This is a genomic window from Streptomyces sp. AC1-42W (genome assembly GCF_003248355.1).
GTDB lineage: Bacteria > Actinomycetota > Actinomycetes > Streptomycetales > Streptomycetaceae > Streptomyces.
This window is the reverse complement of the sequence record NZ_QKWY01000001.1, coordinates 3501256-3518195: the sequence shown is the minus strand read 5'-3', so window position 1 is coordinate 3518195 and position 16940 is coordinate 3501256. Positions and strand designations below refer to the sequence as shown.

Annotated in this window: 14 protein-coding genes and 2 pseudogenes; 8 read left to right on the top strand and 8 right to left on the bottom strand. The window is 72.8% G+C overall.

Annotated elements, in window-relative coordinates:
- Positions 1 to 38: 38 nt before the first annotated feature.
- Both DNK56_RS16155 and DNK56_RS16150 read right to left on the bottom strand, forming a co-directional pair.
- Entirely contained in the window at positions 39 to 1694 is a 1656-nt protein-coding gene (locus DNK56_RS16155; RefSeq protein ID WP_111335593.1) for an IS1182 family transposase, read from the bottom strand.
- 88 nt (positions 1695 to 1782) lie between these two features.
- Complete coding sequence (locus DNK56_RS16150; protein ID WP_111335883.1) at positions 1783 to 3018, bottom strand: RNA-guided endonuclease InsQ/TnpB family protein; 1236 nt, start codon at positions 3016 to 3018, stop codon at positions 1783 to 1785.
- 24 nt (positions 3019 to 3042) lie between these two features.
- On the opposite strand from DNK56_RS16150, the pseudogene tnpA reads away from it, so the two are divergent.
- Positions 3043 to 3465, top strand: a pseudogene (gene tnpA, locus DNK56_RS16145) (IS200/IS605 family transposase); the annotation flags it as partial.
- A gap of 108 nt (positions 3466 to 3573) precedes the next feature.
- Here tnpA and DNK56_RS16140 read toward each other — a convergent pair.
- Positions 3574 to 3954: pseudogene (locus DNK56_RS16140) on the bottom strand (ABC transporter substrate-binding protein); the annotation flags it as partial.
- A gap of 214 nt (positions 3955 to 4168) precedes the next feature.
- Here DNK56_RS16140 and DNK56_RS16135 point away from each other — a divergent pair.
- Complete coding sequence (locus tag DNK56_RS16135; protein WP_241989902.1) at positions 4169 to 5227, top strand: LacI family DNA-binding transcriptional regulator; 1059 nt, start codon at positions 4169 to 4171, stop codon at positions 5225 to 5227.
- Positions 5228 to 5346: 119 nt separating this feature from the next.
- Entirely contained in the window at positions 5347 to 6435 is a 1089-nt protein-coding gene (locus tag DNK56_RS16130) for a WD40/YVTN/BNR-like repeat-containing protein (protein WP_111334606.1), read from the top strand.
- Positions 6436 to 6468: 33 nt separating this feature from the next.
- Here DNK56_RS16130 and DNK56_RS16125 read toward each other — a convergent pair whose 3' ends face one another.
- Positions 6469 to 7146: a uracil-DNA glycosylase gene (locus DNK56_RS16125; RefSeq protein ID WP_111334602.1), complete on the bottom strand. Its 678-nt coding sequence runs from the start codon at positions 7144 to 7146 to the stop codon at positions 6469 to 6471.
- An 84-nt stretch (positions 7147 to 7230) separates the two neighbouring features.
- Between DNK56_RS16125 and DNK56_RS16120 the strand changes: the two genes are divergently transcribed.
- Positions 7231 to 8295: an N-acetylglucosamine kinase gene (locus DNK56_RS16120; protein WP_111334600.1), complete on the top strand. Its 1065-nt coding sequence runs from the start codon at positions 7231 to 7233 to the stop codon at positions 8293 to 8295.
- A 72-nt stretch (positions 8296 to 8367) separates the two neighbouring features.
- Positions 8368 to 9291 carry a sirohydrochlorin chelatase gene (locus tag DNK56_RS16115; RefSeq protein ID WP_199563744.1) on the top strand — a complete coding sequence of 308 codons (924 nt, stop codon included), beginning with the start codon at positions 8368 to 8370 and terminating at the stop codon, positions 9289 to 9291.
- A gap of 67 nt (positions 9292 to 9358) precedes the next feature.
- On the opposite strand, the gene DNK56_RS16110 is transcribed toward DNK56_RS16115, so the two are convergent.
- Both DNK56_RS16110 and DNK56_RS16105 read right to left on the bottom strand, forming a co-directional pair.
- On the bottom strand, positions 9359 to 10405 hold the full coding sequence (locus DNK56_RS16110) for a lactonase family protein (RefSeq protein WP_111334594.1): 1047 nt from the start codon (positions 10403 to 10405) through the stop codon (positions 9359 to 9361).
- Positions 10406 to 10507: 102 nt separating this feature from the next.
- Positions 10508 to 12016, bottom strand: a complete 1509-nt coding sequence (locus DNK56_RS16105) for an FUSC family protein (protein ID WP_111334592.1) — start codon at positions 12014 to 12016, stop codon at positions 10508 to 10510.
- 323 nt (positions 12017 to 12339) lie between these two features.
- Here DNK56_RS16105 and DNK56_RS16100 point away from each other — a divergent pair, with 323 nt between their 5' ends.
- From DNK56_RS16100 to DNK56_RS16090, 3 genes are all read left to right on the top strand, one after another.
- Positions 12340 to 12930 carry a lytic polysaccharide monooxygenase auxiliary activity family 9 protein gene (locus tag DNK56_RS16100; protein ID WP_111334590.1) on the top strand — a complete coding sequence of 197 codons (591 nt, stop codon included), beginning with the start codon at positions 12340 to 12342 and terminating at the stop codon, positions 12928 to 12930.
- Positions 12931 to 13072: 142 nt separating this feature from the next.
- Positions 13073 to 13555 carry an Lrp/AsnC family transcriptional regulator gene (locus DNK56_RS16095; RefSeq protein WP_111334588.1) on the top strand — a complete coding sequence of 161 codons (483 nt, stop codon included), beginning with the start codon at positions 13073 to 13075 and terminating at the stop codon, positions 13553 to 13555.
- 153 nt (positions 13556 to 13708) lie between these two features.
- Positions 13709 to 14890 carry a serine/threonine-protein kinase gene (locus DNK56_RS16090; protein WP_111334586.1) on the top strand — a complete coding sequence of 394 codons (1182 nt, stop codon included), beginning with the start codon at positions 13709 to 13711 and terminating at the stop codon, positions 14888 to 14890.
- A gap of 10 nt (positions 14891 to 14900) precedes the next feature.
- Here DNK56_RS16090 and DNK56_RS16085 read toward each other — a convergent pair whose 3' ends face one another.
- Both DNK56_RS16085 and DNK56_RS16080 read right to left on the bottom strand, forming a co-directional pair.
- Positions 14901 to 15893, bottom strand: a complete 993-nt coding sequence (locus DNK56_RS16085; RefSeq protein WP_111334584.1) for an aldo/keto reductase — start codon at positions 15891 to 15893, stop codon at positions 14901 to 14903.
- A gap of 1 nt (position 15894) precedes the next feature.
- Positions 15895 to 16806, bottom strand: coding sequence for an aldo/keto reductase (locus DNK56_RS16080; RefSeq protein WP_111334581.1), 912 nt, complete (start codon positions 16804 to 16806; stop codon positions 15895 to 15897).
- Positions 16807 to 16940: the final 134 nt, after the last annotated feature.

Below are 16940 nucleotides of genomic sequence, written 5' to 3'. Positions count from 1 at the left end.
AAGGACTCCGTTGGGGAATGCAGAAACGGGGCTGGTGGTCAGGCTGTCAGGGTGAGTGCGGCGAGGTGGGAGGTGCGTGTTGGGCCGAGGGGGGTGCCGTTCAGCCAGGCGTCGAGTCGGATGATGTTGATGGCGGTGGCTGCGAGGACGTTGCCGAGGTGGGTCTTGCGTTGCCCGGTGTAGCGGGTGTGGCGGATGCCGGTGCGGCGGACGGCTTGCGAGATCGTGCCCTCGACACCGGCCCGGATGTCGTACCGCTTCTTCCACTCCTCGGTTCGCTGTTCCCGGCGGCGCTGGTCGAGAACCTGCTGCTGCTCGCGGGGCAGCAGGGTGAGGCTTCGGCCCCACTTGCCGTTCGACGCCCTGGTGCACTTGTCCCGCACCGGACAGGCCGCGCAGTCCTGAGCGGTGAAGTGCACCCGCGAGACGGGTGTGCCGCTGCTCTTGCGCTGATCGGACCAGCTGGCACTGACCTTGCCCTGGGGGCAGACGGCCGTCTTGGCGTTCCAGTCGATGGTGAACGCGCTCTGTGTGAAGTGCTCGCCGTCATGGTTCTCGTGGCAGGTGTCCAGGCCGACCGGCCCCACCAGCTCGATCCCGTACTGGTCCCGGGCGGTGACGATGTGCGCGGCGGTGACATAGCCGGCGTCCACGTCGTGTTCGTCGGGAAGCAACTCCCGTTGTCCCAGGCCCTGGTGGACGGCCTCGGTGATCTCGGTGTCGGCGACGGTGGCGTCCGTGGTGCAGACATGGGTGATCAGGTGCGGGGCGTCGGGTTCGCAGGTCTCGCTCAGGTGGGTCTTGTAGCCGCACCAGCCCGATCCCCGCTTCACGCCGTAGCGGGCGTCGGGGTCGTAGGGCGAGGAGAGCCGACGTCTGGCCGGCGGGAGGTCCTTGCCCTCCCGCCAGTGCACCCCCTCGCTGTCGCGGTGGTACTGCTCGACCCAGGCCCGGCGCAGGACCTGGACGGCCGGGATCTGCCGCAGCCAGGAGGGGGCCCCGGGGGCATGGACGGCCTCAAGGACGGTGAAGCCGTCCCGGCCGACCTGCTCGGCCCACTGCGCGCGGACGTTCTCGCCCTTGGGGAACCGGTAGGAGTCGACCCGGGCGCCGTAGCGCTTGACCCAGTCGGCGGTGACCAACCCGCTCAGCCAGTCCGGGGCAGCCACGGCCAGCGCCTCCAGCGCGGCGCGCAGGGTCTCGCCGACGAACTCCATCCGGTTCAGTGTCCGCACCGCCGCCAGCACATGGGTGGAGTCGGTGCGCTGACGGCCCCCCGACCGCAGCAGCCCAAGCGCGGAGATCCGCTCCAGGACCAGGTCCAGGGCTTTCTCCTCCAGGCCGTGCTCGATCAGTCGGACGCGGAAGTCGCTCAGGACAGAGAAGTCGAACCCGGGGTCGTCCAGTTCCAGGCCGAGGAGGAACTTCCAGTCCATACGGGCCCGCACCTGGTCAGCGGCCTGCCGGTCGGTGAGCCCTTCTGCGTACTGCAGGACCGAGACCAGCGCCAGCGCGCCGGGCGAGACCGCCGGACGCCCCCGCTTCGCGAACGCCTCCGCGAAGGACCCGTCCTCGAACAGCGAGCCGAGAGCCTCGCGCACCCGCACCGCAAGCGTGCCCTTCGGGAACGCCGCCCGCACCACCCGAGCGGTCAGCTCCGGCACCCCACGGTCATCCCGGGACTCCAACGACACCCAGCCCACCCCTCGCTCCAACGAACAGAACGATCATGCCAACCACAACGAGTCGACGACGCCGGTTTCTGCATTCCCCAACGGAGTCCTAAAGGACGGAGATTCCCGCCTGGCTGCCGGATGCTCGGCTCACCTTCGGGTGGGTTCCTGCTTCTTCGCGCCGCGCCGGGATTGCTCCCGGTCCTACCCGCGCTCGACAGGCTGATACCGCCAGTCCGGCGGCCTTGGCGACGTTGACCGCCGCGTTGATGTCCCGGTCGAGGACAGCCCCGCACGCCCCGCACGTCCACTCACGGACGTTCAGCGGCTTGGGGCCGTCCTTGACGCCGCACTGCGAGCACACCTGGGACGTGGGCTCGAAACGGCCGATGCGGATGAGGGTGCGGCCGTACTTGGCGGCCTTGTACTCCAGCATCGTGGTGAACGCCGACCATCCGGCGTCGTGGACGGACTTGGCCAGGCGCGTGCGCACGAGTCCCTTGACCGCCAGGTCTTCCACTGCGACCGCTTGGCTGTCGCGGATCAGCCTGGTGGAGAGCTGGTGGTGGAACTCGCGCCGCGCATCAGCCACCCGGCCGTGGGCGCGGGCGACCTTGACGCGGGCCTTGCTCCGGTTGTTCGATCCCCTGGCCTTGCGGCTGAGGTTCCGCTGCGCCTTCTTGAGCCGCTTCTCGGCTCGGCGCAGGAAGCGGGGGCTGTCGACCTTCGTGCCGTCGGAGAGGATCGCGAAGTGCGACAGCCCCAGGTCGATGCCGACCACGTTGTCAGTGGCGGGCATCCGGTCCAGGTCGGTGTTCGGGTCGGTCTCCACGATGAAGCTTGCGAAGTACCGGCCGCCGGCGTCCTTGACCACGGTCACCGTTGACGGCACCGACGGCAGCGAGCGTGACCACTTCACGACCACGTCGCCGATCTTCGGCAGGCGCAGCTTCCCGCCCGGTGTGATCTTCCACCCGGCGTTCGCGGTGAAGCGGATCGACTGCCGGTTGTCCTTGCGGGACCTGAACCGGGGTGCCCCCATGCGGGGGCGCCTACCCTTGAGGCCGTCGAAGAAGTTCTTGTAGGCGGTGTCGAGGTCCCGGAGGGACTGCTGCAACACGACCGAGGAGACCTCGGTGAGCCATGCCCTTTCGGAGGTCTTCTTCGAGGCGGTGAGCTGCTTGGACAGCTCCCCGGAGGGAACGAACGGCAGCCCGGCGGCGCGGGCGGTCTCGCGGACGCGAAGCGCGTCGTTGAAGACAACCCGAGCACACCCGAACGCCCTCGCCAACGCCATGCGCTGACCGGCGCCCGGGTACACGCGGAACGAGTACCGAAGCTGCATGTTGATCACTATACCCTTTGGTTTATGTCACCACGATGGAATCCAAATCCGGACGTTCGCACCGGGCGTCACGTCGTCTACAACCTGCACGTCCACTTGGTTTTCGTTACGAAGTACCGGCGCAAGGCCATGACCGACGCCATGCTGACGCGGTGCGAAGAGATCATGCGTGAGGTGTGCTCGGACTTCGAGGCCGAGCTGAAACAGTTCAACGGCGAGGACGACCACGTGCACCTTCTCGTGCACTACCCGCCAAAGGTCCAGCTCTCCAAGCTGGTCAACTCCCTCAAGGGCGTCTCGGCCCGGCTGCTGCGCAAGGAGTACGACTCCCATGTCCGCCGGCACCTGTGGGGCGGACACTTCTGGTCCGGCTCCTACTTCGCAGGCTCCTGCGACGGCCCACCGCTGACCGTGGTCAAGCAGTACATCGAGAACCAGAAGCGGCCCATCCGACCGTCACCCCGGAGCCATAGCGAACTCCGCCGCTTCGCGGCTCCGGGCCAAGGATGCGCTTCACCCCCGCCCTGAAGGGCGGAGCACTGCGCAAGATCAGAGGTAGATCTTCCCGTCGAGGCTGCCGGCGGTGACGATCGAGGGGAGGAAGCCGTCCTTGAGGGTGGCGTCGTTCTTGAACGTGGACGTGAGGTCCACGAGCTGGCCGGCGTCGACGTACGGCTTGATGGAGCCGCCGCCCCAGTTGAAGAAGATGTCGGGGGCGCTCGGGGAGCCCATGGCGCTGCGGAGCTTGTTGACATAGTCCGTGCCGGGTACGGAGACCAGCTTGACCTTCACGTCGGAGGTCTTGTTGAACTCCTCCACCGCGGCCTTCTGGACCTTCACGGCGTCGTCGCCGTAGACGTACGCGGTCAGCGTGCCGCCGTCCCCGCCGCTGCCGCCGTCCGACCCGCAGCCCGCCAGGACCCCTGCCATGACCATGGCCGCGCCGGCCGCGGTCCATCTCGCCGCGCGCTTGCCCTGAGTGAAAATTCCCGACCGCATGACCGCACCTCTGTCGAATCTTTCGGAGTTGCTTACGAATGTTTCCGGAACCGTACGGTCGGGTTTCGGGCCAGTCAAGAGGTCCCGAGCCGTGAATCTTCTGCGGGGTCCGGCCCCGCGCCCGGGGCGCCGGGCGGTTACGATTCGCTGTATGAGCCCCGGAAACGTCCAGTCACATCAGGAGAATGCGCCTGCCGGAGCGGCGTCGGAAGGCGCTGCCACGCTGGCGGAAATCGCCCGAGCGGCCGGAGTCTCGGCTCCGACAGTTTCGAAGGTGCTGAACGGGCGTGCCGATGTCGCGCCCGGTACGCGCACCAAGGTCGAGGAGTTGCTGCTGCGGCACGGCTATCGGCGCAGACGCGGCTCCACCACACAGTCGCAACTCATCGATCTGGTCTTCCACGAGCTGGACAGCGCGTGGGCGATGGAGGTCGTGCGCGGGGTGGAGAACGTCGCGCGCGAGGAGGGGCTGAGCCTGGTCCTCTCGGAGAGCGCGGGCCGCCTCAGCCCCGGCCAGACCTGGGTCGACGGGGTGCTGGCCCGCCGCCCGGTCGGGGTGATCCTGGTCCTGTCCGACCTCACCGCCGCCCAGCGCGCGCAGCTCACCAGCCGCAGCATCCCGTACGCGGTGGTCGACCCGGCAGGTGACCCGGGCGACGACATCCCCTCGGTCGGCACGACGAACTGGCAGGGCGGTCTCGCCGCCACCCGGCATCTCACCGGCCTGGGCCACCGCAGGATCGGCGTGGTCAGCGGCCCGTCCCGGATGATGTGCAGCCTGGCCCGCGTGGACGGCTACCGCGCGGCCCTGGAGACGGCGGGCATCGCGATCGACCGGTCGCTGATCCGCGAGGGCGAGTTCTCGCACGAGGCGGGGTACGCGGCCGGGATGGAGCTGCTGCGCTCGGCGGACCGGCCGACCGCCGTCTTCGCCGGCAACGACCTCCAGGCGCTCGGCGTGTACGAGGCGGCGCGCGAGCTGGGTCTGCGCATCCCGGAGGACCTGAGCGTGGTCGGCTTCGACGACCTGCCGCTCACCCGGTGGATCGGGCCGCCGCTGACCACGGTGCGCCAGCCGCTGATCGAGATGGCGGAGACGGCGGCCCGGCTCGTCCTGGACCTGGGCCGGGGCCGGCAGCCCGCGACGACCCGGGTGGACCTGGCGACCAACCTGGTGGTCCGCAGCAGCACGGCCCCGCCCTGCCGCTGAGCCGGCAGGCGATCCGCGCCCCGGACCGGTGACATTCCGGGCCGTCGTCCGCGCCGCTGTCAGTGCCCCGGTGCAGACTGACCGATATCCGGCACAACGGCGTTTCGGGAGGTTCGGTCATGACCGGGGTACTGCTCACCGTGGGCACCCGCAAGGGGCTCTTCATCGGCCGCAGGCGCGGCGGCACGTGGGAGTTCGAGGGGCCGCGTTTCAACGCGCAGGCGATCTACGCGGTGGCCATCGACACCCGGGGCGACCGGCCCCGGCTGCTCGTCGGCGGGGACAGCGCGCACTGGGGCCCGTCCGTGTTCCACTCCGACGACCTGGGGGCGAGCTGGGTCGAGCCGAAGACCCCGGCCGTGAGGTTCCCGGAGTTCACCGGGACCTCGCTGGAGCGGGTCTGGCAGTTGCAGCCGGCGGGCCCGGAGGCGCCGGGCGTGGTCTACGCGGGTACGGAGCCGGCCGCGCTGTTCCGCTCCGCGGACGGGGGCGAGTCCTTCGAGCTGGTGCGCCCGCTGTGGGAGCACCCGACGCGTGAGCGGTGGGTGCCCGGCGGGGGCGGCGAGGGGCTGCACACGATCCTGACCGACGCGCGCGACCCGCGCCGGGTGACGGTCGCGGTCTCCACCGCCGGGGTGTTCCGGACCTCGGACGGCGGGGCGAGCTGGGACCCGGCCAACAAGGGGGTCTCGGCGGTGTTCCTGCCCGACCCGGACCCGGAGTTCGGCCAGTGCGTGCACAAGGTCAGCCGGGACGCGGCCGACCCGGACCGTCTCTATCTCCAGAACCACTGGGGCGTCTTCCGCAGCGACGACGCCGGGGGCAACTGGACGGACATCGGCGCCGGCCTGCCCTCGGACTTCGGCTTCGCCGTGGCCGCCCATCCGCACCGCGCGGACACCGCGTACGTCTTCCCCATCAACGCCGACGCCGACCGGGTGCCCGCCGAGCACCGCTGCCGGGTCTTCCGCACGACGGACGCGGGCGCGCACTGGGAGCCCCTGTCGGCGGGCCTGCCCGAGGGCGCCCACTACGGCACGGTGCTGCGCGACGCGCTGTGCACGGACGACGCGGACCCGGCCGGGGTCTACTTCGGCAACCGCAACGGCGAGCTGTACGCGAGCGCGGACGACGGGGACACCTGGGAGCAGCTGGCCGCCCATCTGCCGGACGTGCTGTGCGTACGGGCGGCCGTCGTGGACGGGTGACCCCGGCGGCCCGGCATCCGTGTCCGTGTCCGGCTAGGGAAGCCGCCAGTCCACCGGTTCGGCGCCCTGCGCGGCCAGGAGTTCGTTGACCCGGCTGAACGGCCTGGAGCCGAAGAAGCCGCGGTCGGCGGACCTCGGGGAGGGGTGCGCGGACTCGATGGCCGGGAGGCCGCCGAGGAGCGGGCGCACGTTGCGGGCGTCGCGCCCCCAGAGCACGGAGACCAGCGGCTTGCCCCGGGCGGCCAGGGCGCGGATGGCCTGTTCGGTCACTTCCTCCCAGCCCTTGCCGCGGTGGGCGCCGGGTGAGCGGGGCGCGGTGGTCAGCGCCCTGTTCAGCAGCAGCACGCCCTGCCGGGTCCAGGGGGTGAGGTCGCCGTTGGACGGCCGGGGCAGCCCCAGGTCGGCGTGGAGTTCGCGGTAGATGTTCTCCAGGCTCTCAGGAAGCCGGCGGACGTCCGGGGAGACCGCGAAGCTGAGGCCGATCGCCATCCCCGGCGTGGGGTAGGGGTCCTGACCGACGATCAGGACCCGTACGTCCTCGAAGGGCTGCTGGAACGCGCGCAGCACGTTCGCCCCCGCGGGAAGGTAGGTGCGTCCCGCCGCGATCTCCGCACGGAGGAAATCGCCCATCGCGGCGATGCGTCCCGCCACGGGGGCGAGGGCGTCGGCCCAGCCGGGCTCGACTACTTCGTTCAACGGTCGCGCTGTCACGGAAGATCACCCTACCGGCGCAACGGGGTGCTCCGGGGATAGGGTGCTGCCGTCCTTGTCCCCTCGTCCCGCGGGAGCCGGTCCATGACGTCGCACGGGCACACCGCCGGGGAGCCGAACGACTTGGTCCTCGGCGTGGATTCGGGCGGTTCCGGGCTGCGGCTGGCGCTGGGCGCGGCCGAGGCGGACGCTCCGGTGGCGACCGTCGAGTGCGGGGGCCCGGTGCGGACGGGGCCGGGCGGCATCGACGCCGCCCATCTGCTGGAGCAGGTGCTGCCCGCCGTACGCGAGCTGCTCGCGGGGCGGGACCCCGGTGTACGGGTCACCGCCACGGCGGTCGGTGCGGCGGGCATGGCCACGCTCGGCGACGAGTTGCGCGCCGTGCTGCCGGGCGCCCTGGCCGATGAGCTGGGCGTGCGCCGGATCGCGCTCGCGGCGGACGCGGTGACCGCGTACGCCGGGGCGGTCGGGCAGCGGCCGGGCGCGGTGGTGGCCGCCGGGACCGGGCTGATCGCGCTGGGCACGGATCTGACGGGGTGGCGGCGGGCGGACGGCTGGGGGCATCTGCTGGGCGACAGCGGCGGCGGCGCCTGGATCGGCCGGGCCGGGCTCGACGCGGCGATGCGCGCCCACGACGGGCGGCGCGGCGGTTCACCGGCACTGCTGGAGCGGCTGGAAGCGGTGTTCGGTGCGCCGGCCGAGCTGCCGGGGCTGCTCTATCCGCGCGCCGACCGGCCCGCCCTGCTGGCCTCGTTCGCGCCGGAGGTGGCCGCGTGCGCGGACCGTGATCCGGTCGCGGTGGGCATCCTCGGCGCGGCGGCCGCGCACATCGCGGAGGCGGCGGCCGCGGTCTGCCCGGCGGCGGGTCCGGAGGGCGAGGCGTGCGAAGTCGCGCTGACGGGTGGGCTGTTCCGGATGGGCGAGCCGCTGCTCGTACCGCTGTACGAGCAACTGGCGCGGCTGCTGCCCAGCGCACGGGCGGTCCCCGGTTCGGGTGATCCGCTGCTCGGCGCGGTGCGGATCGCCCGCGCCCTGGCCGCCGGGGAGCTGCGGCTGCCGGCTCATCCGACGCTGCTGTGTGTTCCGCCGTCCGGCCCGCCGGCACCGGACGAGCGGCACATCAACTCCGGTAAGCCACTGATCGGATAAAACCGGACAGAGGCCGCCCGACCGGACCCTCCCCGCGCAGGGGACCGCCCAAAACCAGTAGCATGCGGCGCCATGAGCACCCCCACTGGGCCCGCTTCCGGCCTGCCTGTACGAATGCCGCGACCTCGCCAGTCCGGACGGCACCGCCGCCCGGAGCCCGTGGTCGCGCCCGAGGGCGCTGCCGCGCTCGTTCTCGCCGTTCCCGGCACCCCTTCCCCGGAGAGCCGCAGCCTCGCCGAAGAGGTCGTCAGCATCGCCCGTTCCGAGCTGCCCGGCCTGAACGCCCTGATCGGTTACGTGGACGGCGACGACGCCGAGTACCCGGCGCTGGCCTCCGTGATCGCGCACTCCGCCGCCGAGCGCACCGCGCGCTACGAGCAGGCGCTGGCGGTCGGCCGCGAGGTCGCCGAGCCCGAGGGCCCGGCCGCCGTGGTGGTCCCGCTGCTCGCGGGGCCGGACAGCGCGCTGGTGCGGCGGATACGTCAGGCGATCACGGACAGCGACGCCCCGGCCGAGCTGACGGACGTCCTCGGTCCGCACCCGCTGCTGGCGGAGGCGCTGCACGTCCGGCTGTCCGAGGCCGGACTCGCCCGCGCGGACCGGGCCAGGCTGTTCACGGTGGCGACGGCCGCCGACGGGATCGTGCTCGCCACGATGGGCGGCGAGGAGGCCGTGCAGGCCGCCGGGATCACGGGCATGCTGCTCGCGGCCCGGCTCGCGGTGCCGGTGATGGCCGCCGCGCTCGACGTGGAGGGCTCGGTCGCCGCGATCGCGGAGCAGCTCAAGGGCTCCGGCTCGCTGCAGCTGGCCGTCGCGCCGTACGTGGTGGGCCCCGAGGTGGCGGACGGCCTGCTGGACGCGGCGGCGAAGGAGGCCGGCTGCGCGAGCGCCGAGCCGCTGGGCGCGTACCCGGCGATCGGCAAGCTGGTGCTCTCGATGTACGCGTCGGCCCTGGGGATCACCCCGCAGGCCGCCCAGGGGGCGCAGGCCCGCTGACCCTTCCGGTTTCCACGAGCGGGGCCCTCGCGGCGGACGGCAGTCCGGCGCGGGGGCCCCGTCGTCGTCAGCCGAAGACCACGCAGGAGGCGGCGGGGACGTCGACGCTGCCCTCGTGGTGCGGGACGCCGGTCTCCGGGTCCACGGTGAACCAGGCGACGTTGCCGCCGCGTTCGTTGGCCGCGTACAGCCGGCGCCCGGTCGGGTCGAGGGCGAGGTCGCGCGGCCAGTGGCCGCCGCAGTCCACGGTCGTGACCAGGGAGGGGTGCTCGCCGGTCGCGTCGAGGGCGAGCACGGAGATGCTGTCGTGGCCCCGGTTGGCGGTCCACAGGAACCGTCCGTCGTGGGCGACGACGACCTCGGAGGGGTACCGCGCGCCGGTCGCGTCCCCGGGGAGCACGGCGGTCTCGCCGACCGGTTCCAGGACGCCGGTGGCGGCGTCCCACCGGCACACGGTGAGGGTGGGCTCCAGCTCGTTCAGGACGTAGGCGTGCCGGCCCGAGGGGTGGAAGGCCAGATGGCGGGGTCCGGTGCCGGGGCGCAGGGCCGTCTCGCCGTGCGGGCGCAGCTCCCCGGTGGCCGGGTCGAGGGCGCAGACGCGTACGGAGTCGGTGCCCAGGTCGACGCCGAGGACCCAGGTGCCGGAGGGGTCGGGCAGGACCTGGTGGGCGTGCGGGCCCTCCTGGCGGTCCGTGACCGGGCCGCTGCCCTGGTGGGCGAGGACGGAGGCGACGGGGCCGAGGGTGCCGTCGCCGGCGACGGGCAGCACGCTGACGCTGCCGGAGCTGTAGTTGGCGGTGAGCAGGTGGCCCGCCGCGAGGGCGAGGTGGGTGGGTCCGTCGCCGTCCACCGGCCGGATCTCGCCGAGGGTCCGGGGCTCGTCCGCGGTGACGTCGAGGGCCGCCGCGGCGCCCGGGGCGGTCTCGCTGACCGCGTAGAGGACCGTGCCGCCGGGGCCGAGTGCCAGGTAGGAGGGGTCGGCGACGGCGTCCGTCGCGCCCAGGGCGGTGAGCGCGCCGGTCTCCGGGTCCACGGCGGCGACGGTGACGCCCCGTCCGCCGGCCGAGGTGAACGACCCGATGAATGCCCGAACCGCACCGCTGCTGCTGTCCACCGCTGCTCCTCTCCGCCGGCTCTGCGCGGCGGACGTGGCCGTCGTGATCTCTTCCGGGCGACGGTAGCAGTGCGAAGCTGTGGTCTGGACCAAGGGTCCGGATCAGGCTGTGACCAGGGGCGCGCCCGGCGGGCTGTGCAGCGGGGCGGCGAGTTCGGCGAGCGCGCGTTCCAGGCTGTGCAGATGGGCGAGGGCCGGTTCGGTGGCGGCCGGGTGGACCGGGAGGGCGGCTGCGGGGGTGGTGCGGGCGGGGCGCCCGGGGGCGGTCAGCGCCTCCACGGCGGACTCGACACGCCAGCAGGCGGCGGCGAGCCGGGCGTCGTGGGACGCCTCCGGGTCGGCGGCCACCGAGGCGAGCCCCCGTACCTCGCGCGCGCACTCGTCCAGCAGCGCGAGCACGTGCCCGGCCCTGGCCCGGCGGGCGCGCAGCGGGCTGAGCGGGTGGACGAGCGGGGCGAGCGAGAGCCGGACGCGGCCGAGCAGCGCCTCCAGCTCGGCGATGCGCGGGGCCGGGTCGGCGCCGGGGGTGCCGGAGAGCCGGGCGGCGGCCTCCTCGGTGCAGACGTGCACACAGCGCAGGGCGCGCTGGATCCAGGCGTCGGTGGTGGCGTGCGTGGTGACGGGGAGGACGAACAGCACCGCGAGCATCGCGCCGAGGGCGCCCACGGCCGTCTCGCCGAGGCGCAGGGCGAGCAGGGCGGGGTCGAGCACGCCGAGCGCGCCGTAGAGCGCGCCGGCCATGACGGTCACGGAGAACATCATCCAGGTGTAGGAGACCGCGGCCGTGTAGAAGATGCCGAACACCCCGGCGGCGACGACGAGGGCGGTGGGTACGGGCGCGCCGTGCAGCGGGACGACGACGGCGAGGCCGACCGGGATGCCGATGAGGGTGCCCATGATCCGGCGGAAGCCGCGTACCAGGGTCTCGCCGCGCGAGGCGGTGTTGACGAAGACCCACCAGGTGGCACCCACGGCCCAGTACCAGCGCTGGTCCGACATCAGCTGTCCGGCCAGGAGCGCGACGGCTCCGCCGGTGACCGCCTGGACGGCCTGGCGGGTGGTGACCCTGGCCAGGCCGGTGCCGGTGGGCGGGGCGGGCGCGGTGGGGACGGCCGAGCCCCGTTCGTAGCACCAGAGGCCGAAGCGGACGGCGGAGGCGGAGAGCAGCGAGAGAGCGACGGCGGAGTACAGCTCGGGGAGCTGGCGGGGCAGGGTGTGCAGGAACTGCGTGGTGAAGAAGGCCATGAACGCGAAGACGCCCAGGGAGTGCCCGCGCGGCCCCCACCGCCTCGCGTAGACGCCCAGTCCCATGACCGCGAGGAAGGCCGCGTCGCGGGCGAGGGGGTGGTCCTGGAGCAGGGCGGCGAGCGCGAGCACCGGGAAGCCGGCGGCGGGCAGCAGCGCGGTGGTGACCGCCTGGCCCCGGACAGTGGGGTCGGTGACGGTGAACAGGGCGAGCAGGGCGGCCAGGCCGCCGGTGATGGCCGCGACGAGCGAGTGGCCGGCGAGCCCGCACACCACCACGGCGAGCCCGATGCCGAGCACCGCGCGGCAGGCGAAGCGCAGCCGCGCCCGTCCGGGGTCCCTCGCCACGAACGCTCTCTTCAGCACTACCGCTCCCCCGCTCCGGTCCGCCAGGGGTCTCCGTGTCCCGGCATGAAAAAGGCGCCGCGGGGTCCGCAGCGCCATCGACATACACATGAGAGCACCTGGAGGCCGGTTGGCTCAAATTGACCTCCCTTGACTGGACCATTGGCCCAAGGGAACGCATCGGCGGGCAACCGGCCGGCGACCATCGGACCAGCGCTCCCGCGAACTCGGGAACACCTCTCCTTTTGTTGGTCTAGACATGTCAAATTGACATCGCTACGCTCAATGTTGGTCTAGACCGCAATGCACTCCGGACATCTCCCCCACATCTCCAGGAGCGACGTATGCGCAAGAAGATCACGTCCTTACTGGCCGGGCTCGGACTCGCCGGGGCCGCCCTGATCGCCACCTCGGCCCCCGCCCAGAGCCACGGCTACACCGACTCGCCCGTCAGCCGCCAGCAGCTCTGCGGCAACGGCACCGTCCGCAACTGCGGACAGATCCAGTGGGAGCCGCCGAGCGTCGAGGGTCCCAAGGGCTTCCCCACCCGCGGACCCGCCGACGGCCACATCTGCTCCGGCGGCATCGGCCGCTTCTCGGAGCTGGACGACCCGCGCGGCGGCAACTGGCCCGCCACCGACGTCACCGCCGGACAGACCTACACCTTCCGCTGGCGGATCGCGGCCCGGCACGCCACGACCGACTTCCGCTACTACATCACCAAGGACGGCTACGACCCCACGAAGCCGCTCACCCGGGCCGACCTGGAGACCCAGCCGTTCCTCACCGTTCCCTTCGGCGGACGGCTGCCCTCCTCGACGGTGAGCCACTCGGGCACGCTGCCGCAGAAGTCGGGCAAGCACCTGATCCTCGGCGTGTGGACGATCGCCGACACCGGCAACGCCTTCTACGCCTGCTCCGACGTGCGGTTCTGACCCGTCCGGCGATGCCCCGCGCCGCCCGTCCGCGCGCGCGGGGCATCGCCGGCCGCGGCCATGGCGGGGCCCGCCCGGCGCGGGCGGCCCCGTTGGTACAGTCGCTGGCCCCCGAAGGACGCACGAAAGAGGCCGGCGAAGCATGGCGGTGGACGCGCTCGACACCCGTATCCTGCGGTTGCTCATCGAGCAGCCGCAGACGAGCGTGCGCGAGTACGCACGCATCCTGTCCATCGCCCGCGGCACCCTCCAGGCACGGATCGACCGGCTGGAGCGCGACGGGGTGATCACCGGCAGCGGTCCCTTCCTCTCCCCCGCCGCGCTCGGCCACCCCGTGCTCGCCTTTGTGCACCTGGAGGTCACCCAGGGGTATCTCGACGAGGTCGGTGACGCGCTCGCCGCCGTGCCCGAGATCGTCGAGGCGTTCTCGACCACGGGCGGCGGCGACCTGCTGACCCGCGTGGTCGCCCGCGACAACGGGCACCTGGAGGACGTCATCCAGCGGCTCATCCGGCTGCCCGGCGTGGTGCGCACCCGCACCGAGGTGGCGCTGCGCGAACGGGTGCCGCACCGGCTGCTGCCGCTGGTCGAATCGCTGGGCCGCGCGGCGGCCGCCGGCCGCTGACGCCCACGGTCGTTACGGGTCCGCGCGGCGGATATCCTGATCTTGCCGCGCTCCTTCCATCCGCCCCGCCCGCCGGAGGCGCCGCCGCGGCAGTCCGGACGGCCCCCGGTCGGGGCCGTGCGAGAGGCCCGCTATCGAGACAGGTGTGCACAGGTGCTGGTTGCTGGTCGGTACCGGCTGATATCCGCCATCGGCCGGGGCGGCATGGGCGAGGTCTGGCGGGCCACCGACGAGGTGCTCGGCCGCTCCGTCGCCGTGAAGCTGCTGCTGGGTGAGCGCGCCGACGAGTCGGCCACCGCCCGGTTCCGGCTGGAGGCCCAGACCGCCGCCCGGCTGAGCCACCCCCACCTGGTGGCCGTCTTCGACTTCGGGGCCTGGGAGGACCGGCTCTTCCTGGTGATGGAGCTGGTGGAGGGCCGCAGCCTGGCGGATCTGCTGCTGGCCCAGGAGCGGCTCGGGCCCGAACAGGCCGCCCATATCGCCGGACAGGCCGCCGCCGGACTGGCCGCGGCGCACCGGCAGGGCATCGTCCACCGCGACATCAAGCCCGGCAACCTCATGCTGGACGGCGAAGGCACGGTCAAGATCGGGGACTTCGGCATCGCGCAGTTCGTCGACGACCCGTCGGCCGCGCTGACGACGACCGGTCAGATCGTCGGTACGAGCCTCTACCTCGCCCCGGAACGCGCCCTCGGACGCACGGCGGACGCCGCGTCCGACATGTACTCGCTGGGCTGCGTCATCTACCAACTGCTGCTCGGGCAGCCGCCGTTCCGCTCGGACACCGCCACCGGCACCCTCTACCAGCACGTGGACACACCGCCGGTGCCGCTGCGCCGGCACGGGGTGGACGTCTCCGCCGCATTCGACGCCTATCTGCTCGGCCTGCTCGCGAAGCAGCCGGAGGACCGGCCCACCGCCCAGCAGGTCGCCGACTGGTTCCACAACGACGCCTGGCGCGGCCACACGGAGCCCCTGCCGCCGCACCTCCCGGCGCCCGCGCCGACACCGCCGCCGCCCGCGCCCTTCGCCGCCGCCCCCTCCCCCGCACCGACCACGTACCGGCTCCCCCAGACCCAGGCACCGGCCGCGCCGGGGCACGGGCAGGGTCACGGGCGGCGCGCGGCGGCCCGGCCCGCCAAGGCACGACGGCGCACCGCGGGCGAGGCGATCCGCCGCCGGCCGCGGGTGGCCAGCGCCATCGCGGGGGCGATCGCCTTTCTGGCAGCCGTGTTCCTGGGGATGAGCCTGTTCTCACCGGATACCGGTGCGGCCACCACCCCGGAGGACGGAACGGCGACCGAGGCACCGGCGACTCCGGGGGCCGGCGAATAGCCCCGGTCCGCTACCAGCGGTCGTGAACCGCCGCGCGGAACGTGCGGTCGTACAGGTCGCGGACGGCGTCCAGCGTGCTGTCGGGCAGCGGGGCGAGCGCGGCGGCGGCCGCGTTGGCCCGTGCCTGTGCGGTGGAGCGCGCGCCGGGGATGACGCTGGTGACGCCCGGCTGCTGGATGATCCAGCGGAGCGCCGTCTGCGCCGGGGTCGCGCCCTCGGGAGCGAGCCGCGCGAACGCCGCGGCGGCCGTCACCCCGGCCTCGTAGTCCACCCCGGAGAAGGTCTCGCCCTGATCGAACGCCTCGCCGTGCCGGTTGTACGTGCGGTGGTCGCCGGGCGCGAAGACGGTGTCGGCGGTGTACTTGCCCGAGAGCAGCCCGGAGGCGAGCGGCACCCGCGCGATGATGCCGACCCCGGCCGCGCGCGCCGCCGGCAGCACCTCGTCCAGGGGCTTGAGCCGGAACGGGTTGAGGATGATCTGCACACTGGCCACCCCCGGCCGGGCGATCGCCGTCAGCGCCTCGGCGCAGGTCTCGACGCTGACCGCGTAGGCCGCGACGCGCTCCTCGGCGACGAGCGTGTCCAGCGCGTCGTACACCTCGTCGCGGGAGTGGACGGCGGTGGGCGGGCAGTGCAGCTGGACCAGGTCGAGGGTGTCCACGCCGAGGTTGGCGCGGGAACGGTCGTTCCAGGCGCGGAAGTTGTCCAGGGTGTAGTTCTCCGGCACCTGGTCGGCGCGGCGGCCCATCTTCGTCGCGACGAAGACCCCGGCGTCGGGCCGCTCCTTCAGGTAGCGGCCGATGAGCTGTTCGCTCCGGCCGTCCCCGTAGACGTCGGCGGTGTCGAAGAAGGTGACGCCGGCCTCGACGGCCGCGTCGAGCACCCCGAGGGCGTCGTCCTCACGGACCTCGCCCCAGTCCCCGCCGAGCTGCCAGGTGCCCTGTCCGACGACCGAGACGCTCCGTCCGGTCCTGCCGAGTTCACGCTGTTCCATGGCGATCATGCTACGCGGGCCCGCCCAACTCGGTGAGGCGCCGCACCTCCTCGCCGGTGAGGCGCAGGTCGCCCGCCGCCACGTTCTCCTCCAGATGGGCGGGGTCGCCGGTGCCCGGAATGGCCAGTACGTGCGGGCCCTGCTGGAGGGTCCAGGCGAGCCGGACCTGGGCGGGCGTCGCGTCATGGGCGCGGGCGACGTCGAGCAGCACCGCGTGCTCGGGGGCCGCGGTGGCGCCCGCCTCGCGTCCGGTGCCCGCGATGGCGTAGAAGGGGACGAAGGCGATGCCCAGTTCGCCGCAGAGGCGCAGGACCTCGGCGGAGTCGGGGCGCCGCTCGCCGATGCCGTACCGGTTCTGGACGCAGACGACCGGGGCGATGGCGCGGGCCTCGGCTTTCTGCTCCGGCCACACGTTGGAGAGGCCCAGGTGGCGGACGAGCCCTTCGGCGCGCAGTTCCGCGAGGGCGCCGAAGAGGTCGCCGAGCGGACGGGGGCCGTTCATCCGGAGGTTCACGACATCGAGGTGGTCGCGGCCGAGCTGGCGGATGTTCTCCTGGACCTGGCCGCGCAGTTGCTCGGGGCGGGCCCAGTCGGTCCAGTCGCCGCAGGGTCCGCGGCCGGGTCCGACCTTGGTGGTGATGACGAGGTCGTCCGGATAGGGACCGAGCGCCCGGTTGATGAGTTCGTTGGCCGAACGCAGCGGCGAGAAGTAGAAGGCGGCCGTGTCGATGTGGTTCACGCCCAGTTCGACCGCCCGGCGCAGCACCGCGAGCGCGCGGTCCCGGTCGTGCGGGGTGCGTTCGTCGCCGAACGCGCGGCCGTTCTGGGTCAGCCGCATGGCGCCGAAGCCGATCCGGTTGACGGTGAGGTCGCCGAGCCGCCAGGTGCCGGCGGCCGCCGCGGGGAGGGAGTACGAGGTCAAGGCTGATGCCTTCCTTGTGCGTTCCGGACGGAAGGGGAACGGGGAGAGGGGTGTCGTATGACGGAGAACCAGGAGGGCTTGCAGAACTGTCGATTGAGTGATAAGGTCGGCCCGACAGTTGCGTGTAATTCACC